Genomic DNA, 22,246 nt, shown 5'->3' with positions numbered 1-22,246 from the left:
TCCGTTTCAAGGAGATCCCCATGACCGCATCGAACCAACCGCTTCAGCTTCTGGTTCCGGCCGCGCCGTACGGCAGTTCGAGCCTCGTCGAAGTCGCGCGCGGCCACGCGCATGCCAATCCGGCTGGGCAGCCGTTTACCTACATCGACTATTCGGGCTCGCAGCCTGAGGATCAGTCGATCACCTGTTTGCGCTTCGATCAGCGAGCGAGGCAGATTGCCGCGCTACTGCAAACCTCGGGCAAACCGGGTGACCGCGTACTGCTGCTTTACCCGGCGGGGCTCGACTACCTGTGCGCGCTGTTCGGCTGCCTGTATGCCGGCATGATCGGTGTGCCCGCGTACCCGCCGCTGAACCCGCGTCTGCGCGACCGGCTTGCCGCCGTCGCACGCGATTGCGGCGCGAGCGCCGCACTGACGACTGCCGCAACGCTCACCCAGCTGGACGATGGGGCCGGACCGCTCGCCCGGCTGCGCTGGTTCGCGACCGATACCGATCTCGCGATCGGATCTCTCGAAGACGCATGGCGCGATCCGCATGCAGGCCGCGAACAGATCGCGATTCTGCAATACACGTCGGGTTCGACAGGCACGCCGAAAGGCGTCAAGGTCACGCACGGCAATCTGCTGCACAACGTCTACCTGATCGCGCTGCATATGCAGTTCAGGCCCGACGATCGCGTTCTGACGTGGCTGCCGCCGTATCACGACATGGGACTGATCGGTTCGATGCTCGCGACATTCTGCGCGGGCGTGCCGGTCAGCTTCATGGCGCCGGCCGCTTTTCTGCGCCGCCCTGAGCGATGGCTCAGCGAACTGTCGAAGCGACGTTGCACCATCAGCGGCGCGCCCAATTTTGCTTACGAGCTGTGTGTCGACAAGGTCACCGACGAAGCGCTCGGGATGCTGGACCTGTCGAGCTGGGAGCTGGCGTATTCCGGTGCGGAGCCGGTGCGGGCCGACACGTTGAACCGTTTCGCCGAACGCTTCGGGCCGCGCGGATTCCGGCGCGGTGCCTTCTATCCCTGTTATGGCATGGCGGAGACCACGCTCTTCGTGACCGGCAAGCGGCGCGACGAACCGCCCCGTACGCTGTCGATCGACAGCATGGCCTATGCGAACGAGGCGCGGGCCATCGCGCAGGAGAGCACCTCGCTCAACACGTTGGTGCGCGAACTGGTCAGCTGCGGCAGGCCGGCAACCGGTCTCGACGTGCGCATCGTCGATCCGGACACGGCACTCGAGCGTGCCGACGGATGCGTCGGCGAAATCTGGGTCGCGGGGCCGTCAGTGACAGCGGGGTATTGGGAGCGCCCGTCCGCGACTGCCGCGGTATTCGATGCTCCTCTGCACAACCGCGCGGGCGCCTATCTGAAGACGGGCGACCTCGGCTTCATGCGTGATGGCGAACTGTATGTCAGTGGCCGTCTCAAGGACCTGATCATCATTCGTGGCGTCAATCACTATCCGCACGACATCGAACGTACCGTCGACCAGTGCCACGAGGCGATGCGTCCGGGGTGCGGCATCGCGTTTTGCATCGCCGTCGGCAATGAGGATCATCTTGTGTTCGCGCAGGAAATCAACCGGCGCGACGAGCTTCGCGTCGACGAGATCGCCGCCTGCATGCGAGACGCCATCTACCGGCATCACGGCATCCAGCCCTACGCGATCGTTCTGATCGCCAACGGCAGCATTCCCAAGACAACGAGCGGCAAGCTGTCGCGCCGTCCCTGCCGCGAGCAGTTCCTCGAAGATCGTCTTCAGGTCGTCGCGCAATGGACGAACCCGCGTTTCGTGGATACGGGCACTGCCCGCGACGCACGCCATGAAACGCCGCTTCCCGTCTGAACCCGTTCGTCCCCATTCGCCTCTTTCTCAGGAGAATTTCATGTCAGCGCTTTCACCGGACACGGCCGCTTTTGTCCCCGCGTTCGATCCGCTCATTCCTCATCCCCTGCACGTGCGGGATCCCTATCACGTCTATGCGCAGCTGCGCGAGCATGCGCCGATGTATCGCTCGCCCCATGGCGTATGGGTTGCCAGCCGGCACAGCGAAGTCTCGTTCATGCTGAAGGATGCGCATTTCGGACGCGGGTACTTCTACTTCGAGAACATGTCGAAGCGGCTCGGTCCAGGCATCGTCGAGCAGCCGGTGTACGCATCGGCCCGCAACATGATGGTGATGAAAGACGGCGACGATCACCTGCGCGTGCGCAACGCGGTCGCACGTAGTTTCTCCCACAAGCGGATCGAGGCGATGCGTCCGTTCATGCGGTCAGTGATGAACGGTCTGGTCGACGCGGCACTCAAAAAGACCGCGTTCGACGTCATGCTGGATCTTGCTTTTCCCTTGCCGAGCGCGGTGATCTGCCACCTGATCGGTATCCCGGAACAGGACTGGCCGAAGTTCAGCCAGCGCAGTGCCAACGGTTCGCGCGCGCTCGAACCCGCACCGTTGAGTCCCCTGGAACTGTTCGAACAGAACAAGGCTGTCAACGAAGCTCACGAGTATTTTCAATGGCTGGTCGAATTGCGCCGGCGCGAGCCTGGTGACGATCTGACGTCGCAGCTCATTGCGGCCGAGGCGGACGGCCGGATAACGCGCGCCGAGACGATCGACAACCTGCAGATGATCTTCGTCGGTGGCCAGGAGACGACGGTGAACACGATCGGCAACGGACTACTTGCACTGTACCGGCACCCCGATCAGCTACACGCGCTGAAAAGCGACATGACGCTGCTGCCCGACGCGGTCACCGAGATGGTCCGCTACGACTCGGCCGTGCAGATGACGCCGCGCCAGGCACGCGAAGACATCGAGGTCGCGGGTGCCCCGATCAAGGCTGGCGAAACGATCCTCTGCATCCTGGCGTCGGCGAACCGCGATTCGGCGGCCTGGGCGGACGCCGACCGTTTCGACATCTCGCGCAGAAGCAGCTACCCGCTTTCGTTCGGCGGCGGCCCGCACTACTGCCTCGGCGCGCAACTCGGCCAGGTCGAAACCGAAGTCGCGCTGCAAACGATTTTCGAGCGCCTGCCGGATCTCAAACCGGAGATCGACAATCCGCGCTGGTTGCCTGGCACCGTGGTGTTTCGCGGGTTGCAGTCACTGCCTGCTACCGCATGACGAGGGGCCTCACATGATTCGCAAATTCATGACTGGACTCGTCGCGGTGACGCTTGTTTTTCTCGTGCCTGCCGCGGTTCTTCAGCCCGCCGCGCTCGCTTCGTCGAAGCTTTGGGCGATGGTGGGGGCGGGGTTGCTCGCCTCACTGACGCAGCCTGCCTACAGCCCGCTCGATCGCGACGCACCGCCCGAAGATCGAGGTACGGCAAGGCAGCTCGTATGGACGGTGTATCTGGTGGTGCTGGGCGGCGTGGTCGAATGTCTCGTGTGGCGCTACCCGGGAAGCATGGCCTGGGACACGCTTGCCGTCGTCGCGTTCGCGGCTGCCATCGCCGGCGCGCTACTGCGCGCATGGGCTGTCGCGGAGCTCGGGCGCTTCTTTACCTGGCACGTGCGCGTGCAGTCAGGCCAGCAGGTGATTTCGAGCGGTCCGTATCGCCTGATGCGTCACCCGAGCTACACGGGTGCCTGGTTCCTCTACACCGGCATGCTGCTCGCCATGCATGCGCCGGTCGCCGCCGCGCTGGCCGGTGTGCTGCTACTGGCCGCTTTCGTGCGACGCATCCGCTATGAAGAAGGTTTGATGCTGCAGACGTTTGGCGCGCAGTACATCACCTATTGCAGTCGCGTGAAGCGACTGGTTCCGCTCGTCTGGTAACTCTGGGAATAAACGACCTCTATGTTCACTCTTCATCATTCACCGTTTTCCGTTGCATCGCAGAAGGTCCGGCTCGCACTCGCCGAGAAGCAGCTCGAATGGAGCGACCGCATCGTGGATCTCCTTGCCGGTGAGCATTGCAGCGAAGCCTTCCGTCGTCTGAACGGGCGGGCGGAAGTGCCGGTGCTCGAACACAACGGGCTTGCGTTGACCGAATCGTGGTTCATCTGCGAGTACCTCGACGAAGCGTTCCCGCAATACCCGCTGATGCCAGTCGCGCCAGCGCATCGTTATGCGGCGCGGCAATGGAACCACTGGATCGACCGTGAACTGCACCACGCGTCGGGCATCGTGACGTGGGCCGTGCTGGCGCGTCCGCTGTTGTTGCAGCAGCATCCCGAGGCTGTCAGCGCATTGCTTCAGGCGATCCCTGACGAATCGGTGCGCGCGTGGCGCCGTAGCGTGCTCGAGCACGGTCTCGATGCGCCGGAACTGAAGGACTGCATCGAACGGCATCGCGCATTCTTCATGCGTATGGAAGCGCAACTCGCGGACACCCATGCGTGGCTCGCCGGCCCGGCCTGCAGTCTTGCCGATCTCGCCGCATTGCCCTATGTGATGCGCGCGGAGCACGTGGGCCTCGGCGGTCTGATGACCTTCGAGGCGCATCCGAATCTGCGTTCCTGGTACATGCGAATGCTGACAAGACCGTCCATGCAGCCGTCGTTTGTACGATATCTCGATCCTGAACTGCAAGCGCTCATGACGAAGCTTGTGGTGGCGGCGCACCCGAAGCTCGAACAGCTCATGCGGCAGGCCGGCTGAAGGGGGATGCCATGGACCAGCAGAACCTCTTTGAAACGCCCGTGACATACCGGCTGCTGCGGCTGGAGAACCTGGTGGCGCTTGCGATCTGTGTCGGGCTGCTTGTCGCTCATCTGACGCAGATCCGCTGGTGGGCATTCGTGCTTCTGTTCGCTTATATCGATGTCATCGGCTACCTGCCTGGCGCGTTCGCGCACCGGCACGCGCATGGCAGACGTATTCGCCGCATGTTCTATGTGCTGTACAACAGCACGCACTGCGCGGTCTCGGGACTGCTGGTAGCGGTGCTGTGGGCATGGCTGGTCCAGCCCGAATGGGCGCTGCTCGCCATACCGGTCCACCTGTGCGGCGACCGCGCGCTGTTCGGCAATTTCCTGAAGCCCTTCGGCGTGAGCTTCGAGCCGGCCGTTCATCCCGCGTTCGCGCATTTCAGGACGAGCTACGTCAATGCATCCGCGACGAGGCGAGGAGGTCCGGATGCAGCATGACGCACCCGCTGAAGTGCTTGACGCCCCTCCATCGAACGATCCAGTCGATGTGCTGCGACGTCATGCGGACCACCCGTCGGCGTTGCTGGCGGTCAATCAGGAGACGTTGCGGTTTCGTGCGTCCGATATCGACGGGCTGATCGCGTACCGGCCGGCGGGCCGCCATCATCTGGTGATGGTAGCCGGCATCACGGCTGCGCCCGGGCAGCGCGCCGCGTTGCTCGACCGGTTTCTCGACTGGGCGCGCCGCGAGCGGCGCAAGGTTGTCGCAGTCCAGATGTTCCGCGACGACGCGGTCCTGTTCGCGAGTCGCGGCTTTCGGGTCAACCAGATCGGCGCGTCGTACAGCGTGAGTCTTGATCGCTTCAGGATTTCAGGCACGCCGTTCATCAAGCTGCGCAACAAGATATCGCGGGCGCGCCGCAGTCACGTCAGCGTGCTCGAACTCGGCGCCGATGTGCCGGTGACTCCGCACATCAAGGAGGCGATCGCCGCGATCGACCGCGAATGGATCAAGGACAAGGGCGCGAAGGAGCTGGCCTTTCTCATCGGCGAAGTGGGTGCGCTCGACCGCCTCGACCGCTCGGTCAGGCGTCTGTTCGTGGCGATGCAGAACGATGAGACGGTGGCATACGTGCTCTACACGGCGAGCTTCGGCCGGCATACGGGCTGGATGCACGACCTCACGCGCCGAAAACCCGATGCGACGACGGGCGTGATGGAGCTGATCAACATCACGGCAATCGAGCGCTTTAAGGCGGAAGGCGCGGGGATGCTCAATTTTGGCTTTACGCCGCTCACGTCGCTTGCCGACGAACACGAAATCGCGGGCGCGCACAGTCGCGCGACGGCGTGGACGTTCCGGAAGCTGGCGCGGCACGGCAGTTTCATCTATCCCGCTGAAGCGCAGCTGCAATACAAGCTCAAATGGGCCCCGGATCTCATCCAGCCCGAGTACATCGCGTTTCAGAACGGCGCGACCGCCAGCGGATTGTGGCAATTCCTGCGCTTGACGAGGGCGATCTAGTGGCTTCCGTCGCGCCGTTTCATGAGCGTCGGGTGGACGCACCCTCCACTGTGTGGCTTCCCTTTCCACTTGACGAAGCCGCGCCCGCGCCAGCCGGCGACATAACCTGCGAAGTCGTCATCGTGGGCGGTGGCCTGACCGGGCTTTCGACTGCGCTCCATCTCAAGATGGTCGAGCCGAGGCTCGACGTCGTGCTGCTCGAGGCCGGCCGTATCGGGTACGGCGCGAGCGGGCTGAACTCCGGCCAATGCGCGCCGCGGATCGGTCCGGCGATCGAGCGTCAGGTGCGATCGCTCGGGCCTGATTTCGCGCACGCGGCCTACGCGTATTCGCTCGACGCCGTGGAGTTGACGGCCAGTCTGGTGAACACCTGCGCCATCGACTGCGATATGCACGCGGCCGGCCAGTGGCAGGTGGCCCTCCGTGACGTCGATGCTGTCGTACTTGAAAGACGCGCCGCAATTTATCGCGCGCTCGGCTTCGACGTGCCGTTGCTCGGCGCGGATGCGATCCGCGCGTCGCTGCCGGATTCGCGACGGATATGCAACGCGATCGCATTTCCGGCCCGGTTGCTGAATCCCGGCCGGCTGTGCATCGGCCTGAAGCGCGCTGCGCTTGAACGGGGCGTACGTATTTTTGAGAACACACGGGTTTCGCGTTTTGCGCGTGACACCGGCACGCTGCATGTTCGCGCCGGCTCGATCAACGCTTCACGGGTCGTGTTCGCTGTCGATGGAGGCATCGGCGGTATCGGTGGTCTGGGCGGGTTTCGACGGGCCGTTCTACCCGTCGCGGCGTTCGCCGCGGTGACGCGTCCACTCAGTGCAGCCGAGCGCGATGTCATCGGCTGGCGTCAGGGGCAGGGTCTGTACGACGCGCGTCCGATGTTCAACTTTCTGCGACCTCTCGCTGATGGCCGCTTGCTGATCGGTGGCGGTTATCGCTACGCGCGCGACGAAAAGGTCGATCTCGACCTGCACGCGCGGAGCGCGCCGGACCTTCCTGGGCAGTTGCCGCTTTTCTTTCCGTCGCTGCGTCCGATTACGGCCGATGCCGTCTGGCACGGTCTGCTCGGTTGCACGCTGAATGAGTGGCCCATCGTTAAAGCGCTCGATGCCGGGCGCCGGTTCTGGCATGTCGGCGCGTGGAACGGACACGGCGTTGCGCTCGCCGTCGCGGCCGGCCGCGATCTCGCACATGCAATGGCGGGCCACACCGCTATCCCGTCCGTTCCCTGGGCGTGCCCGCGCGCCACCGGCCTGCCGCGTGCGGTCGTTCGCACGGTTCTTCCGCTGTATCTCGGATGGCTTCGTCATTCGAGCCAAATCACTATCTGAAAAGAGGTAACCACTCATGTTCTTGCAGGATTCACGTGTCATCCTGGAGCAATACGCACCGGGTCTTGAAGCCGAACTCACCGGGCACGGTCTGCTCGCGATGGAATCGAAGGACCCGCGGGAGATCAAGGCATTGATCCGCCAGTACCGCCTGCCGCGACTGTGGGTATCGGCATCGCTGGGCGGCGCGGCGATTTCGCCGTACGACGGCATTCGCATGCAGCGGGCGATCGGCGCCCTTGCGCCATCGATGGCCCTCATGCTGACGATGCATAACTTCACGGTCAGCGTGTGCGGTGCGCTGGCCGACCACGTGCCGTCATGCGCGCGGATGCTGCACGATGTCGCACACGACAATCTGCTGGTTGCGTCCGCGTTCGCCGAAGGGCGGCGTGGCGCGGGTATTCTGGATTCGACCGTCTTCATGGTGCCGGACGGCGACGGTTTCCGGATCACCGGCAGCAAGAAGCCCTGCACGATGGCGAACAGCATGGACATCATCACGGTCGGCGTCGCGGTGCAGGGGGCCGACGGCAGCAAGCGCACCGGGATGGCGATTCTGCCGTCGAGCGCGCCGGGCGTCACGCGGCACAAATTCTGGAATGTCCCGCTGCTCGCCGCCGCGGATAACGAGGAACTGCGTTTCGACAACGTCAGGGTTCCGGCCGAACAGGTGCTGCTCGCATCTGAAGGCGACACGGAAACCGCCGGGATCGTCGCGGTCGCGGAAGCGATGGGGCTGTGCTGGTTCGAGATCGTCGCGTCGGCGAGTTACCTGGGCGTAGTAAGCGCAATGGCCGCCCGGGTGGTGACGGATCGTCGTGTCGAGGAGTCGGAGCGGGTGCTGCTTGCCGGTGAACTGGAATGCGCCCAGGCGGCGCTGGATGGTGCCATTCACCTGATGCAGACCTGCCCGCCCGACGAGGCATTGCTTGCCCGTGTGCTGATGATCCGCTTCGGTGTTCAGCGAGCCCTCGAGCGATGTGCGATGCACGCGGCGGAGCTGGCAGGCGGTCTTGCCTACATCCGCGACGGCGAAATCATGACATTGCTTGCCGCAAGCCGATGCCTTGCGTTCCATCCGGTCGGTCGCAAGGCGGCGCAGCCGATGATCGCCGCGTGGCTGGATTCGGCCGCCGAGGTCGACGCTTTGTCTGGAGCGTCTGGTTCACGGGACTAGCGACATGCCATATGCGGGGGCGCGGCGCAGGCCAGTGGCCCCGCAGCCGTCTCATAACATAACCAGGGAAAGCGGGAAAAACATGAAATATCTGATCGCCGCGCCGCTGATCATCGTCGGCATCATTCATCTGTTGCCGGTCTCGGGCGTGTCGGGTGTTCGTAGCCTTGCCAGTCTTTATGGCATCGCACTCGATGAACCCAGTCTCACGGTCCTGATGCGTCACCGCGCGGTGCTGTTTGGATTGCTCGGCGCGTTCCTGATCTATGCCGCGTTCGACGCCCGATTGCAGCCGCTGGGTTATATCGCGGGCCTCGTCAGCGTCGGCGCCTTTCTGTATCTGGCGTGCTCGACCGGACATCTCACCGCGCAACTGTGGCGCGTCGTGCTGATCGACGTGCTTGCGACAGTTGCGCTGGTGATCGGCGCGGGCGCGCGGTGCTGGCAGGCGCACGCCGCCTGATTTTCCGACCGCCTGTCGTCTTGCGGTCGCGGATCTCGTGGCATCCGGCGCCTGCTACACCTCGCCGCGCAGTTTCCGTCCCTGCTCGCGAATCTGCTCCAGCGTCGCGCCGGGCGTGCTCGCTTCCTGCGGCATGCGGATTTCGATGAGCGCGGGGCGCTTCGCCGCCTGCGCACGTTCAAGCGCCGGCAGAAAATCTTCCGTCCGCTCGACGAGTTCACCGTGCGCACCGAACGAACGGGCGAACGCGACGAAATCCGGATTCGTCAGGCCGGTGCCGTGCACGCGGTTCGGATAGTTCTTTTCCTGGTGCATCCGGATCGTGCCGAAGTGGCTGTTGTTCACGACGATGAAAATCACGTGCAGGTCGTACTGCATCGCCGTCGCGAGTTCCGACGCGGCCATCATGAAGCAGCCGTCGCCCGCGAGCGCGACGACCGCGCGATCCCGATACATCGATTTCGCTGCAATCGCCGCCGGCACGCCGTAGCCCATCGCGCCGCTGGTCGGCGCGAGCTGCGAGCGGAAATGACGGTACGGGAAATGCCGGTGCAGCCACGTCGCATAGTTGCCGGCCCCGTTCGTGAGAATCGCGTCGTCGGGCAGATGGGCGCGCAGCTGCTGCATGATTTCGCCCATCTGTACGTCGCCGGGAATCGTGCGCGGCTTGCGCCAGTCGAGATACGCCGCATGCGCGGCTTGCGCCGATCCGGCCCAGCGGGGCGTGGATGACGGCGTCAGTTCCGCGAGCAGCGCGACGAGTTCCGGCATGCCCGAGACGATCGGCAGATCGGCCGCATAGACCCGCCCGAGTTCCTCGGCGCCTTGATGAACGTGGACGAGCGTCTGCTTTGTCTTCGGGATGTCGAGCAGCGTGTAGCCGTTCGTCGTCGCTTCGCCGAGGCGCGGGCCGATCGCGAGCAGCAGGTCGGCGTCGCGAATGCGCGCGGCCAGCGCCGGATTGACGCCGAGACCGACGTCGCCCGCGTAGTTCGGATGCTCGTTGTCGAGCGTGTCCTGATAGCGGAACGCGAGGCCGACCGGCAACTGCCAGGTTTCGACGAAGCGGCGGAAGTCCGCGCACGCCTGCGGTGTCCAGCCGCTGCCGCCCGCGATCACCATCGGCCGCTCCGCGCGTTCAAGCAGCGCGCGCAGCTGATCGATCTGCGCGTTCGACGGCGATGCCGCCACGCGCTGATATTTCGGCGCGCCCGGCACGACCGGGCACGCGTCGCTCAGCACGTCTTCAGGCAGCGACAGCACGACGGGCCCCGGACGGCCGGACGTCGCGATATGAAACGCGTGGCTCAGGTATTCGGGAATGCGGCGGGCGTCGTCGATCTGCGCGACCCATTTGGCCATCTGGCCGAACATGCGACGGTAGTCGATCTCCTGGAAAGCCTCACGGTCGAGATGCTCGCGCGCGCACTGGCCGATCAGCAGGATCATCGGCGTCGAGTCCTGGAACGCGGTGTGCACGCCGATCGACGCGTGCGTCGCGCCCGGGCCGCGCGTGACGAGCGCGACACCCGGCCGTCCGGTCAGCTTGCCGACGGCTTCAGCCATGTTGGCGGCCGCTGCCTCGTGGCGGCAGACGATCGTCTGGATACTGCGGGTCTCGTCGTGCAACGAATCGAGGATCGCAAGAAAGCTTTCGCCCGGCACGCAGAACACGCGTTCGACGCCGTGCGTCAGCAACGCATCGACAACAAGACGCGCACCGGTGGTGGCGGAGCCCGCGGAATCAGTAGCAGCAGAAACGTTCGGCAACGACATTGCGAGAAACCCTCCAGTCAGTTCATTCGGGCCAGAAACCGCCGGGCTGTTCAGGCGCGCGGCGCTGGCCGGTGTCACGGTTGGCGGCTGCGCGCTGCATCAACACGATGCGCGCGCGGCCTTTTTATTAAAACGACTCGCCTCAGCACTCGACGATATTCACCGCGAGACCGCCACGCGACGTTTCCTTATATTTGGTTTTCATATCGGCGCCGGTTTCGCGCATCGTCTTGATGACGGAATCGAGCGACACGTAGTGGCTGCCGTCGCCGCGCAGCGCCATGCGCGCGGCGTTGACCGCTTTCACCGAAGCCATCGCATTGCGTTCGATGCACGGAATCTGCACCATGCCGCCGACCGGATCGCACGTGAGGCCGAGATTGTGTTCCATGCCGATTTCGGCGGCATTTTCGACCTGAAGCGGTGTGCCGCCCATCACGGCCGCGAGCGCGCCGGCCGCCATCGAGCATGCGACGCCCACTTCGCCCTGGCAGCCCACTTCCGCGCCCGAAATCGACGCGTTCAGTTTGTACAGGATGCCGATCGCGGCAGCCGTCATCAGGAAATCGACCACACCCTGTTCGTTCGAGCCGGGCATGAAGCGCGTGTAGTAATGCAGCACAGCCGGAATGATGCCCGCCGCGCCGTTGGTCGGCGCCGTGACGACGCGCCCGCCCGCGGCGTTTTCCTCGTTCACGGCGATCGCGTACAGATTGATCCAGTCGACCATCGACAACGGATCGCGCAGCGCCAGTTCCGGATTGCCCGACAGCGTGCGATACAGCTGCGGCGCGCGTCGCTTCACATGGAACGGACCAGGCAACGTGCCGTCCGCGTCGGGATTGCCAATGCCGCAGCCGCGCGCGACGGACGATTGCATCACCGCCCAGATCTTCAGCAGACCGTCGCGCGTTTCCGCTTCGGTATGCCACACGCGTTCGTTTTCCCACATCAGTTGCGCGATCGACTTGCCCGTCGAGGCGCACATCGCAAGCAACTCGTCGCCGGAGCGAAACGGATGCGGCAGTTGCTCGACCGCGCTCAGCACTTTCGTATTCGGCGCGCCGGCCGTCACGACGAAACCGCCGCCCACCGACAGATACGTCGATTCGCGCAGCGTCGCGCCTTGTGCATCGAACGCGTGGAATTTCATGCCGTTCGGATGTTCGGAGAGCGCCTGACGGTAGAACGAGATGTGGTCTTTCAGAACGAACGGAATTGCGTGCTTGCCGAGCAGCGATAGCGTGCGCTGCTCGCGCACCGCTTCGAGACGTTCAGCGATGGTGTCCGGATTGACCGTGTCGGGTGCATCGCCGAGGAGGCCGAGCATCACGCCGCGATCCGTACCGTGGCCTTTGCCCGTCGCGCCGAGCGAGCCGTACAGATCGACCTTCACGGATGCCGTGGCCTCCAGCAGCCCGTCGCGGTCAAGACCCTGGGCGAACATCAACGCCGCGCGCATCGGACCGACCGTATGCGAACTGGAAGGACCGATGCCAATCTTGAAGAGGTCGAACACACTGACTGCCATTACTGCTCCCTGCAAATAAAGATCGTGTTAGCGTGCCGCGAGCGGCAGGCACACGGCGAGCCACGCGGGCGGCGTCGGTGCCAGTTGCAGCGCGACCGGCGTGAACCGGCCATCGAGTCGCGCGGCGAGGTGAAACAGTTCGGTTGCGTTCTTCGGGTCCCATTGGCCCGAGTAGCCGGGCAGGCCGGCCTCACGACGTTTCACGTCGAACGGCACGTCCGTATGCACGAATTCTTCGTGCGTTTTCGCACCGGTCGCGTAGGGCTTCAGCCAGTCGAGCGCGGCATTGAGCGACGCGCCGTTCGCTGCTTTCTCCGGCAGCCAGTTGCGGTTGTGGCGGCGCGCGGCAAGCGCGGCGGTGACGAGCGGTTGCAGATCGTACGTGACGTAATGCAGTGCATCGCGTTCGGCGAAATCGACGGTCGAACCGTCGGGCGCGATGTTGTCGCCGATGTGCTCGATATACAGACGCTGCGCCGCGTTGATCATCTTGCGATTGTCGAGCGTGAACGCCGCCATCGCTATCAATTTGACCCGGTGGCTTTGCCAGTTGTTCCGGAACGAACCCTTGAGCGGACGCGGCTGCGCGTCGATCTGTCCGATGTAGCCGTTCGCGAGCTTCGTGAGGAACGCCATCGCGGCGTTGCGCGTCTTCACGGGCAGCGCGCTGGCGGTCATGTCGTACGCGAGGATCAGGCCGTCGAAGTGTGTTTCGTCGACCGGATTGAAAGTTGGCTGGTAGGTTGTCACCCACGCGTACAGCAGACGGTCGACGAGCTTCAGATACCGTTCGTCGCTGGTGGCACGCCAGGCGAGCGCGGCGTCGCGCAGCAGGTCGAGATCCTTTTCGGCTTCCACGCTCTGGTCGTAGATGCCCTGGTGCGGCAACGTGCCTTCGGTATGCAGTTTCGCGAGCGCGTGGGGCGGGTCGTTCAGATGTAGCAGCACGTTGCCGACCAGCGCCTTCACACCAGGATCGGCGTTGGTGCGCTCGCTGGTTTGCAGCGCGGGTGCGGCGCAGAAATTCATCGCCGCATGAGCTTGCCGCTCGCTCAGCATGAGTGCGCCGCAGGTGAGAAGCAGCGTCGCCAGCGATGTGCCGGCGGACTGCCATGAACGTGCTTGCGTTGCTTTTATCCGGCCCTGCATCAATCGCACCTTTCGCGCCATGCGAAACTCCCTGGTCAGGCTGATTCGGTGTGTGATGTTAGCCGTTCCCGGTCCCGAACAACAGAACCGCGCGCCGTGAAACGGCGACGCGCGGTTTCCCATGACGCGGCAGGTATTACTCGTAGTCCGCCACCGGCACGCACGAGCAGAACAGGTTGCGGTCGCCATAGACGTTGTCCGCGCGGCCAACCGGCGGCCAGTACTTCTGCGCGATCAGCGACTTGAGCGGATACGCGGCTGTCTCACGTGCATACGCATGCTTCCAGTCGTCGGCGACGACGATCTGCGCGGTATGCGGCGCGTGCTTCAACGGATTGTCCTCGCGATCGGCGCGGCCTTCCTCGACGGCGCGGATTTCGTCGCGGATCGCGATCATCGCTTCGATGAAGCGATCGAGTTCTTCCTTCGACTCCGATTCCGTCGGCTCGACCATCAGCGTGCCCGGGACCGGGAAACTCATTGTCGGCGCGTGGAAACCGTAGTCCATCAGACGCTTGGCGACGTCGTCGACGCTGATGCCGCTCGAATCCTTGATCGGTCGCAAATCCAGAATGCATTCATGCGCGACGAGTCCGCCCGGGCCCGAATACAGCACCGGGTAGTGCGGCGCGAGCCGGTTCGCGACGTAGTTCGCGTTGAGGATCGCGACTTCGCTGGCGGCGGTGAGGTTCTTCGCGCCCATCATCGCGATGTACATCCACGAGATCGGCAGGATCGAAGCGGAGCCATACGGTGCGGCCGACACAGCGCCGATACCGCTCGCGTCGCGCTCATAGCCCGACGACGTCTGGTTCGGCAGGAATTTCGCCAGATGCGCGCCGACCGCGACCGGGCCGACGCCCGGTCCGCCGCCGCCGTGCGGAATGCAGAACGTCTTGTGCAGGTTCAGGTGCGAGACGTCGCCGCCGAACTGGCCCGGCGCCGTGAGACCGACCATCGCGTTCATGTTCGCGCCGTCCACATACACCTGGCCGCCGTGCGCGTGCACGATCTCGCAGATTTCGCGCACATTGGCTTCGAACACGCCGTGCGTCGACGGATACGTGATCATGATCGCGGCGAGCTTGTCGGCGTGCTGCGCGGCTTTTTTCTTCAGGTCTTCGATATCGACGTTGCCCTGCGCATCGCACGCGACGACGACGACCTGCATGCCGGCCATCTGCGCCGAGGCCGGGTTCGTGCCGTGCGCCGAAGCCGGAATCAGACAGACGTTGCGATGGCCTTCGCCGCGCGACGCGTGGTACGCGTGGATGATCAGCAAGCCCGCATATTCGCCCTGCGAGCCTGCGTTCGGTTGCAGCGAAACGGCCGCGTAGCCGGTCGCCGCGACCAGCATCTGTTCGAGCTGATCGATCATTTCGCGGTAGCCGACGGTTTGCTCAGCCGGCGCGAACGGATGGATCTGGCCGAATTCCGGCCACGTGACCGGCAGCATTTCCGACGTCGCGTTCAGCTTCATCGTGCACGAGCCGAGCGGGATCATCGAGCGGTCGAGCGCGAGGTCCTTGTCCGACAGGCTGCGCAGATAGCGCAGCATTTCCGTCTCCGAATGGTGACGGTTGAACACGTGATGCGTGAGGTATGCGCTCGTGCGTTCCAGCGATGCCGGGAACGAATCCGCCGCACCCAGTGCCGCGTCCAGCGCGTCGACCTGCGGCGCGTCGTTCACGAACGCCGCCTGCGCGAACGCTGCCAGCAGATCGACGAGATCGCCGCGTTTCGTGGTTTCGTCGACCGAAACGCCGACGCGTGTTTCGCTCACGCGGCGCAGGTTGATGCCCTTCGCCGTCGCTGCGTCGTGCAGCGCCTGCGTGCGCGCGCCGGTTTCGAACGTGAGCGTATCGAAGAACGTATCGTTGACGGGCGTGTAGCCGAGCTGCTTCGCGCCTTCGGCGAGCAGCGCGGCGATGCGGTTCACGCGCAGCGCGATCGTCTTCAGACCCTGCGGGCCGTGATAGACCGCGTACATGCTCGCCATGATCGCGAGCAGGGCCTGCGCGGTACACACGTTCGACGTGGCTTTCTCACGGCGGATATGCTGCTCGCGGGTTTGCAGCGCGAGACGCAGCGCCGGATTGCCCTGCGCATCGACGGTCACGCCGACGAGGCGCCCCGGCATCTGGCGCTTGAACTCGTCGCGCACGGCGAGATACGCCGCGTGCGGGCCGCCGAAGCCGACCGGCACGCCAAAGCGCTGCGTGTTGCCGACGGCCACGTCCGCGCCCCATTCGCCCGGCGGCGTCAGGACGGTCAGCGCGAGCAGGTCGGCGGCGACCACCACATGGCCGCCCGCCGCGTGGATGGCGTCGGCCAGCGCGCGGTAATCGCGCACGTCGCCGTTCACGCCCGGGTATTGCAGCAGCACGCCGAACGCGTTGGCGCCGGCGGCATCGGCCGCCGGGCCCACCTTCACTTCGATGCCGACCGGCTTCGCGCGGGTCTGCACGACTTCGATGGTTTGCGGCAGGACGTCGTCGGCGATGTAGAACACGTTCGACTTCGGCTTGCCGACGCGTTGCAGCAGCGTCATCGCTTCGGCGGCGGCGGTGGCTTCGTCGAGCAGCGATGCGTTGGAGATCGACAGGCCGGTCAGGTCGATCACCATCTGCTGGAAGTTCAGTAGGGCTTCGAGACGCCCCTGCGAAATCTCCGGCTGATACGGCGTGTACGCCGTGTACCACGCCGGATTTTCCAGCACGTTACGCAGGATGACCGCCGGCGTATGGGCGTTGTAGTAGCCCTGACCGATGTAGGAGCGGAACACCTGGTTCTTGTCCGCGAGTTCGCGCAGCGCGGCGAGCGCTTCGGCTTCGCTCTTCGGCTGGGCGAAGGGGCCGAGCGGCAGCGTTTCGCCGCGGCGGATCGTCTTCGGAATCACGGCGTCCATCAGCGCGGCGCGCGACGCGAAGCCGAGGGCTTCGAGCATCGCCTGCTGATCGGCGGAATCCGGGCCGATGTGCCGTTCGGCGAAGGCGTCATGCACTTCGAGCGCGGCGAGCGAGAGAGGGGTGCGGTTCATCAGACGATCCGGGTGTTCGAGCTTCATGAGGTGTTCCTGGCAGTGCGGCGCGCCGGCTTGATGTGCCAGGCGCCGCACCTGACGTGTTGAAAAATTACTCGCCGATGGACTTCGAATACGCGTCGGCGTCGATCAGACGGTCGGTCGCGGCGCCGGCGGCGGGTTTGACCTTGAAGAGCCAGCTGTCATACGGCGCGCTGTTGACGGAATCCGGCGTGTCGGCGAGCGCCGTGTTCGATTCGACGATCTCGCCCGAAACCGGCGCGTAGATGTCCGAAGCCGCCTTCACGGATTCGATCACCGCGACGGCGTCGCCGGCCGTCACCGTGCGGCCGGCTTCCGGCAGTTCGAGAAAAACGATATCGCCGAGCGCTTCCTGCGCGTGATCGGTGATGCCGACCGTCAGCGTGCCGTCGGCTTCGGTGCGGACCCATTCGTGCGATTCGGTGTATTTCAGATCGGCCGGGATGCTCATCGGATGCTCCTGTTGCGTTATTTGCTGGCTGGATTGGGCTTGAAGAATGGACGCGCGCGTGGCTCAGGCGGCGAGCACCTTGCCATTGCGCACGAACGGCAGTTTTACCACGCTTGCGGGCAGGGCTTTGTCGCGAATCCGCACATGGACGACGTCGCCCGGCTGCACGCCCTTCGGCACGCGCGCAAAGGCGATCGATTCCTGCATCGTCGGCGAAAACGTGCCGCTTGTGATTTCGCCGTCGCCGTGGGGCGTGACCACCGTCTGGTGCGCGCGCAGCACGCCGCCCGCCTTGCCGTTTTCCTTCTGCAGGATCAGGCCGACGAACGCCGAGCGCGAGCCGTGCGCCTCCAGTTTCGCGCGCCCGACAAAGTCGCGCGCATTCACGAGATCGACCGTCCATGCGAGGCCGGCGTCGAGCGGCGAGACGCCGTCGTCCATATCCTGGCCGTACAGGTTCATGCCCGCCTCGAGGCGCAGCGTGTCGCGCGCGCCCAGACCGCAGGGGCGCACGCCCTGTGCCTGCAACGCTTTCCACAGCGCGTCGACGTGCGTGGCCGGGACGATGATTTCGAAGCCGTCTTCGCCCGTATAGCCGGTGCGCGCGACGGTCAGTTCGCCAAACGGCGTATCCGCGACGCGCGCGGCGTTGAACGGTTTCAGCGCTTCAGTGGCGGCGCGGGCGGCTGGCACGGTTTGCCAGACCTTTTCGCGCGCGTTCGGACCCTGAACGGCGACGATCGCGTAGTCGCGGCGCGGCGCGATTTTCAGGCCGGCGCCGCGTTCCGCGTTCAGCCGGTTGAACCAGGCGATGTCCTTGTCGGCGGTGCCGGCGTTCACGACGACGCGGAAATGATCTTCGCTGAAGTAGTACACGATCAGGTCGTCGATCACGCCGCCTTCGGGATTCAGCAGGCACGAGTAAAGCGCGCGACCGGGCGTTTGCAGTTTGGCGACGTTGTTCGCCAGTGCGAATTCGAAGAAGGGGCGAACCTTGTCGCCAGTGAAATCGACGACGCACATGTGCGAGACGTCGAACATGCCGGCATCGGTGCGCACGGCGTGGTGTTCGTCAATCTGCGAGCCGTAGTTGACGGGCATGTCCCAGCCGCCAAAGTCGACCATGCGGGCGTTGAGCGCGCGATGCGTCGCGTGGAGCGGGGTGTGTTTGAGTTCGGTCATGGGGCCTCGGGCGTCTCGCGAATCAGGAAAGGCCATGCATCCGGTCGCTCGCGGCCGTGTGCCTGCGATCGACCGGATGCATGACCCCTCTGTCCTCGATACCTGAGAGATTGCGCTACCGGATCAGTGAATCTGTCACGGTGAACGCGCGCCCCTTCGGTGGGCAGCCTGCCGGTCGCGCGATGGAATCGCAACGATGGCTACTGCCGCTCTCCAGAGTGCGAAAAACGTCCGTTTGCGACGATCAGAGATTGATCTGACGAAACGGGTTCTTCGACGCAGTCGGTCCTTTTGCCTGAGAGTTTGCGGGTGTGCCCCTTCGGCGGCGCGGCCTGCGATGTCCAGCGGCCAGCACGCTCTCCCGACGCGTGCGGCGAATGTACGCGAGCCCCTCTACCTTGTCAAATTGAGACGGCGCGGCCCGCGCCGACGCTGCGTGAGCCGGGTTTGCGCACCAGAAATCCTGGCTGTGGCCGGCGTCGCCCGATGACAGGCCGGCCGGCTGGTTTCTGGCGATTTGCTCTCTTTCGACGCTGTCAGGCGGTGCGCGCGCCGATGCGCTGGAACGGCAGGCGACGGCCTTCGCGCGCGCTCTGGTTCGCCAGTTCGATGATGGTCATGACGTCGACCGCTTCTTCGGGACAGATCGGGAACGCCTGGCCGTCGTGGATCGTGGCTGCAAGCGACCGGTAGAAGTTCGCGTATTCGCCGTCGCGTGTCGGCAGTGGGCGCTCTACTTCAAGCTCGCCATCCAGTTCGCGCAGAACGCCAGGTTCATTGCCGCCGCCGAATTCGACGTCGCCCGGATGCAGACCGGCTTTCAGCTGGTCTTCCTGCGTATCGAGGCCGAACTTCACGTAGCTGCCGCGCGTGCCGTGAATCGCGAAGCGCGGCGGCGCGATGGCCGCGAGCGCCGTGGCGTGCAGCACGATTTCCTTGTCCGGATAGCCGAATTGCAGGTGGACATAATCCGGCGCCGTGCCTTCGTCGCGATGAATGCCGACCGTGGCCATGATTGTCGACGGCACGCCGAACAGCACCAGCGCCTGGTCGATCAGATGCGGCCCGAGATCGAACAGCAGGCCGCCGCCGCGCGCCGCTTCCTCACGCCAGCGTGGCTTGACGAGCGGCCGGAAGCGGTCGAAGTGCGATTCGAAATGCGTGATGCGGCCCAGCTCGCCGCTCGCGACCAGATCGCGCACCGTCAAGAAATCGCCGTCCCAGCGGCGGTTGTGAAAGGGTGCGAACACGAGCTTCTTCTGGCGGGCGAGGTCGGCGAGCGTGCGGGCGTCGGCGGCGGAGAGCGTGACCGGCTTGTCGACGACCACGTGTTTGCCTGCTTCGAGCACGCGCTTCGCGAGATCGAAGTGGGTGTCGTTCGGCGTCGCGATGACGACGCACTCGATATCGGGGAGCGCGAGCAGCGCGTCGAGGTCCGGCACGACCGACGCGTCCGGATAGTCGGCGAGTGCTTTGGCGGGCTGGCTCGTCGCGATCGCCGCGACGCTTGCGCGGCCGCAGTTGTCGATCACGGGCGCATGGAACGTGGCGCCGGCAAAACCGTAGCCCATCAACCCTGTTTTCAGTGACGAAGACATGCGAATTTCCTGCAGGAGCGGCGCGCGGCGGGGGCGGCGCGCAACGCTGTAATTGTGACACGGCGGCCGGTGTTAGCGTTCTCCCGCATGGCGTCAGCGGGGCTTTCATCCGTGTTAACATCGCGGGTCTCGTGCTGGCGGCCCGAGCCGGGAAAGCGTGGCCTGGCAAGCGCTCACACGCATCCGGTACTCCGCCAGGCCGCGTGCCTCCGGGCGGGTCTTCATCCACTCGCTCTCAACCGCACTACCTTCCAGTCAACGATGTCCGCAGGCCTGAACTCCGCCCAGAACGAAGCGGTGCGCTATCTCGATGGTCCATGTCTCGTGCTCGCCGGCGCGGGCAGCGGCAAGACGCGCGTGATCACCCAGAAAATCGCGCACCTGATCGAGGCCAAGGGGTTCGAGCCGCGCCATATCGCCGCCCTCACGTTCACCAACAAGGCCGCCGCGGAAATGCGCGAGCGCATCGGCAAGCTGCTCGAGGGCAAAACGCTGACCACGCCCGGCAAGGAAGGCCGCAAGGTGCCCGTCAACCAGCTGACCGTGTGTACGTTCCACTCGCTCGGCGTGCAGATTCTGCGTCAGGAGGCCGAACACGTCGGCCTGAAGCCGCAGTTTTCGATCATGGATTCCGACGACTGTTTCGGCATGGTCCAGGAGCAGGTCGGCTCGACGGACAAGGGTTTGATCCGCAAGATCCAGTCGATCATTTCGCTGTGGAAAAACGGTCTGATCATGCCCGAAGAGGCGATGACGCTCGCCTCGAACGAAGACGAACATCAGGCCGCGATCGTCTATCGCAATTACGTCGCGACGCTGCACGCGTATCAGGCCGTCGATTTCGACGACCTGATCCGTTTGCCCGCCGAACTCTTCGCGCGGAACGAGCAGGTGCGCGACCGCTGGCAGAACAAGCTGCGCTATCTGCTGATCGACGAGTATCAGGACACCAACGCGTGCCAGTACGAGCTGCTGAAGCAGCTGGCCGGCCCGCGCGCCGCGTTCACCGCGGTGGGCGACGACGATCAGGCGATCTACGGCTGGCGCGGCGCGACGCTGGAGAATCTCGCGCAGCTCGGCAAGGATTTCCCGAAGCTGCATGTAGTCAAGCTCGAGCAGAATTACCGGTCGACGGTGCGCATCCTGACCGCCGCGAACAACGTGATCGCGAACAATCCGAAGCTCTTCGAGAAGAAGCTGTGGTCCGAGCACGGCATGGGCGACACGATCAGTGTCACGCCGTGCAACGACGAAGAGCACGAGGCCGAGTCGGTCGTGTTCCGGCTGTCCGCGCACAAGTTCGAGCGGCGCACGCAGTTTCGCGACTACGCGATCCTGTATCGCGGCAACTTCCAGGCGCGCATCTTCGAGCAGGTGCTACGGCGCGAGCGGATTCCGTACGTGCTGTCGGGCGGCCAGTCGTTTTTCGACAAGGCCGAGATCAAGGACATCTGCGCCTATCTGCGCCTCATCGCCAACGCCGACGACGATCCCGCGTTCATCCGCGCGATCACCACGCCGCGGCGCGGCGTCGGCAATACGACGTTGGAGGCGCTCGGCTCGTTCGCCGGACAGGCGAAGGTGTCGCTGTTCGAGGCCGTGTATATGGGCGGCATCGAGGCGCGTCTGTCCGCGCGTCAGGTCGAGCCGCTGCGGACGTTCTGCGATTTCATGCAGCGTCTGACGGACCGCGCCGATAGTGACGCCGCGACCACCGTCCTCGACGACCTGATGGACGCGATACATTACGAAGCGTATCTGTACGACGCGTTCGACGAGCGCCAGGCGCAGTCGAAATGGCAGAACGTGCTGGAGTTTCTGGAGTGGTTGAAGCGTAAGGGCACGAAGCCCGAGCCTGAAGCGGGCAGCGAGGCGACCGGTTTCGATAACGCCGACGGCCTCGCCGACACCGGCAAGAACCTGCTGGGCCTGATCCAGACGGTGGCGCTGATGTCGATGCTCGAAGGCAAGGAAGAAGACCCGGACGCCGTGCGTCTCTCGACGGTACATGCATCGAAAGGGCTCGAATATCCGCACGTGTTTCTGGTGGGCGTCGAGGAGGGCATCATGCCGCACCGTGGCGGCTCCGACGACGGTCCCGTCGACGAAGGCCGTATCGAGGAAGAGCGCCGCCTGATGTATGTCGCGATCACGCGCGCACAGCGCAGCCTGCATCTGAACTGGTGCAAGAAGCGCAAGCGCGCGCGGGAAACGGTGGTGTGCGAGCCGTCGCGATTCATCCCCGAGATGGCGCTCGACGAAGGGCCGCCGCCCACGCCCGAAGAAGCGCCGATGTCGCCGAAAGACCGGCTCGCCAGTCTCAAGGCGTTGTTGCAGAAGCCCTGAGGTTCGTTTTTTGTGTGGTTCAGGGTTTTTGCAGCGGACGAA

At 64.6% G+C, this 22,246-nt stretch carries 17 protein-coding genes and 2 riboswitches; of the genes, 10 read left to right on the top strand and 7 right to left on the bottom strand.

Annotation, left to right across the window (positions count from 1 at the left end; translation table 11 throughout):
• Positions 1 to 20 precede the first annotated feature (20 nt).
• From LPA37_RS19095 to LPA37_RS19055, 9 genes are all read left to right on the top strand, one after another.
• Positions 21 to 1,850: a fatty acyl-AMP ligase gene (locus LPA37_RS19095; RefSeq protein ID WP_228978598.1), complete on the top strand. Its 1,830-nt coding sequence runs from the start codon at positions 21 to 23 to the stop codon at positions 1,848 to 1,850.
• Between the two features lie 40 nt (positions 1,851 to 1,890).
• Positions 1,891 to 3,129 (top strand): cytochrome P450, encoded by a 1,239-nt coding sequence (locus LPA37_RS19090; protein WP_229013355.1) that lies wholly within the window; start codon positions 1,891 to 1,893, stop codon positions 3,127 to 3,129.
• 13 nt (positions 3,130 to 3,142) lie between these two features.
• Positions 3,143 to 3,787 (top strand): methyltransferase family protein, encoded by a 645-nt coding sequence (locus tag LPA37_RS19085; RefSeq protein ID WP_229013354.1) that lies wholly within the window; start codon positions 3,143 to 3,145, stop codon positions 3,785 to 3,787.
• 21 nt (positions 3,788 to 3,808) lie between these two features.
• Positions 3,809 to 4,612: a glutathione S-transferase family protein gene (locus LPA37_RS19080; RefSeq protein WP_228978592.1), complete on the top strand. Its 804-nt coding sequence runs from the start codon at positions 3,809 to 3,811 to the stop codon at positions 4,610 to 4,612.
• 11 nt (positions 4,613 to 4,623) lie between these two features.
• A complete protein-coding gene (locus LPA37_RS19075) occupies positions 4,624 to 5,100 on the top strand; it encodes a hypothetical protein (RefSeq protein ID WP_228978589.1) in 477 nt (158 codons plus the stop codon).
• Positions 5,090 to 6,127: a DUF2156 domain-containing protein gene (locus LPA37_RS19070; protein WP_229013353.1), complete on the top strand. Its 1,038-nt coding sequence runs from the start codon at positions 5,090 to 5,092 to the stop codon at positions 6,125 to 6,127. Before LPA37_RS19075 ends, LPA37_RS19070 begins: the two co-directional genes overlap by 11 nt.
• Positions 6,128 to 6,159: 32 nt before the next feature.
• The gene (locus LPA37_RS19065; protein WP_229013352.1) at positions 6,160 to 7,464 is read left to right on the top strand and encodes an NAD(P)/FAD-dependent oxidoreductase; all 1,305 of its coding nucleotides are present in this window, start codon (positions 6,160 to 6,162) and stop codon (positions 7,462 to 7,464) included.
• A gap of 16 nt (positions 7,465 to 7,480) precedes the next feature.
• The gene (locus tag LPA37_RS19060; RefSeq protein ID WP_228978580.1) at positions 7,481 to 8,644 is read left to right on the top strand and encodes an acyl-CoA dehydrogenase family protein; all 1,164 of its coding nucleotides are present in this window, start codon (positions 7,481 to 7,483) and stop codon (positions 8,642 to 8,644) included.
• A gap of 82 nt (positions 8,645 to 8,726) precedes the next feature.
• Positions 8,727 to 9,107, top strand: a complete 381-nt coding sequence (locus tag LPA37_RS19055) for a phosphopantetheine adenylyltransferase (RefSeq protein ID WP_228978579.1) — start codon at positions 8,727 to 8,729, stop codon at positions 9,105 to 9,107.
• A 54-nt stretch (positions 9,108 to 9,161) separates the two neighbouring features.
• Here LPA37_RS19055 and LPA37_RS19050 read toward each other — a convergent pair whose 3' ends face one another.
• From LPA37_RS19050 to LPA37_RS19020, 7 genes are all read right to left on the bottom strand, one after another.
• On the bottom strand, positions 9,162 to 10,883 hold the full coding sequence (locus LPA37_RS19050) for a thiamine pyrophosphate-binding protein (protein ID WP_228978577.1): 1,722 nt from the start codon (positions 10,881 to 10,883) through the stop codon (positions 9,162 to 9,164).
• Positions 10,884 to 11,025: 142 nt separating this feature from the next.
• Positions 11,026 to 12,414, bottom strand: a complete 1,389-nt coding sequence (locus LPA37_RS19045) for an L-serine ammonia-lyase (RefSeq protein WP_228978574.1) — start codon at positions 12,412 to 12,414, stop codon at positions 11,026 to 11,028.
• A gap of 27 nt (positions 12,415 to 12,441) precedes the next feature.
• Positions 12,442 to 13,584 carry an alginate lyase family protein gene (locus tag LPA37_RS19040; protein ID WP_228978573.1) on the bottom strand — a complete coding sequence of 381 codons (1,143 nt, stop codon included), beginning with the start codon at positions 13,582 to 13,584 and terminating at the stop codon, positions 12,442 to 12,444.
• Positions 13,585 to 13,699: 115 nt separating this feature from the next.
• The gene (gene gcvP, locus LPA37_RS19035) at positions 13,700 to 16,630 is read right to left on the bottom strand and encodes an aminomethyl-transferring glycine dehydrogenase (protein ID WP_229013351.1); all 2,931 of its coding nucleotides are present in this window, start codon (positions 16,628 to 16,630) and stop codon (positions 13,700 to 13,702) included.
• Between the two features lie 67 nt (positions 16,631 to 16,697).
• On the bottom strand, positions 16,698 to 17,078 hold the full coding sequence (gene gcvH / locus LPA37_RS19030) for a glycine cleavage system protein GcvH (RefSeq protein ID WP_228978570.1): 381 nt from the start codon (positions 17,076 to 17,078) through the stop codon (positions 16,698 to 16,700).
• 63 nt (positions 17,079 to 17,141) lie between these two features.
• Positions 17,142 to 18,260, bottom strand: coding sequence for a glycine cleavage system aminomethyltransferase GcvT (gene gcvT / locus LPA37_RS19025; RefSeq protein ID WP_229013350.1), 1,119 nt, complete (start codon positions 18,258 to 18,260; stop codon positions 17,142 to 17,144).
• Between the two features lie 79 nt (positions 18,261 to 18,339).
• Positions 18,340 to 18,487, bottom strand: a riboswitch (glycine riboswitch).
• A gap of 46 nt (positions 18,488 to 18,533) precedes the next feature.
• Positions 18,534 to 18,634, bottom strand: a riboswitch (glycine riboswitch).
• Between the two features lie 162 nt (positions 18,635 to 18,796).
• Positions 18,797 to 19,858 carry an oxidoreductase gene (locus LPA37_RS19020; RefSeq protein ID WP_228978568.1) on the bottom strand — a complete coding sequence of 354 codons (1,062 nt, stop codon included), beginning with the start codon at positions 19,856 to 19,858 and terminating at the stop codon, positions 18,797 to 18,799.
• 261 nt (positions 19,859 to 20,119) lie between these two features.
• On the opposite strand from LPA37_RS19020, the gene LPA37_RS19015 reads away from it, so the two are divergent.
• Complete coding sequence (locus tag LPA37_RS19015; protein ID WP_229013349.1) at positions 20,120 to 22,204, top strand: UvrD-helicase domain-containing protein; 2,085 nt, start codon at positions 20,120 to 20,122, stop codon at positions 22,202 to 22,204.
• Positions 22,205 to 22,246: the final 42 nt, after the last annotated feature.

The sequence above is a fragment of the Paraburkholderia gardini genome (assembly GCF_907164545.1).
Lineage (GTDB): Bacteria > Pseudomonadota > Gammaproteobacteria > Burkholderiales > Burkholderiaceae > Paraburkholderia > Paraburkholderia gardini.
Note: the sequence above shows the minus strand (reverse complement) of the source record. Positions and strands in the feature narration are given on the sequence as shown.

Bases quoted from the DNA above. Each gene is read 5' to 3' on its own strand.
- LPA37_RS19095 (WP_228978598.1), top strand. From the start codon at position 21: ATGACCGCATCGAACCAACCGCTTCAGCTTCTGGTTCCGGCCGCGCCG.
- LPA37_RS19090 (WP_229013355.1), top strand. From the start codon at position 1,891: ATGTCAGCGCTTTCACCGGACACGGCCGCTTTTGTCCCCGCGTTCGAT.
- LPA37_RS19085 (WP_229013354.1), top strand. From the start codon at position 3,143: ATGATTCGCAAATTCATGACTGGACTCGTCGCGGTGACGCTTGTTTTT.
- LPA37_RS19080 (WP_228978592.1), top strand. From the start codon at position 3,809: ATGTTCACTCTTCATCATTCACCGTTTTCCGTTGCATCGCAGAAGGTC.
- LPA37_RS19075 (WP_228978589.1), top strand. From the start codon at position 4,624: ATGGACCAGCAGAACCTCTTTGAAACGCCCGTGACATACCGGCTGCTG.
- LPA37_RS19070 (WP_229013353.1), top strand. From the start codon at position 5,090: ATGCAGCATGACGCACCCGCTGAAGTGCTTGACGCCCCTCCATCGAAC.
- LPA37_RS19060 (WP_228978580.1), top strand. From the start codon at position 7,481: ATGTTCTTGCAGGATTCACGTGTCATCCTGGAGCAATACGCACCGGGT.
- LPA37_RS19055 (WP_228978579.1), top strand. From the start codon at position 8,727: ATGAAATATCTGATCGCCGCGCCGCTGATCATCGTCGGCATCATTCAT.
- LPA37_RS19050 (WP_228978577.1), bottom strand. From the start codon at position 10,883: ATGTCGTTGCCGAACGTTTCTGCTGCTACTGATTCCGCGGGCTCCGCC.
- LPA37_RS19045 (WP_228978574.1), bottom strand. From the start codon at position 12,414: ATGGCAGTCAGTGTGTTCGACCTCTTCAAGATTGGCATCGGTCCTTCC.
- LPA37_RS19040 (WP_228978573.1), bottom strand. From the start codon at position 13,584: ATGGCGCGAAAGGTGCGATTGATGCAGGGCCGGATAAAAGCAACGCAA.
- gcvP (WP_229013351.1), bottom strand. From the start codon at position 16,630: ATGAAGCTCGAACACCCGGATCGTCTGATGAACCGCACCCCTCTCTCG.
- gcvH (WP_228978570.1), bottom strand. From the start codon at position 17,078: ATGAGCATCCCGGCCGATCTGAAATACACCGAATCGCACGAATGGGTC.
- gcvT (WP_229013350.1), bottom strand. From the start codon at position 18,260: ATGACCGAACTCAAACACACCCCGCTCCACGCGACGCATCGCGCGCTC.
- LPA37_RS19020 (WP_228978568.1), bottom strand. From the start codon at position 19,858: ATGTCTTCGTCACTGAAAACAGGGTTGATGGGCTACGGTTTTGCCGGC.
- LPA37_RS19015 (WP_229013349.1), top strand. From the start codon at position 20,120: ATGTCCGCAGGCCTGAACTCCGCCCAGAACGAAGCGGTGCGCTATCTC.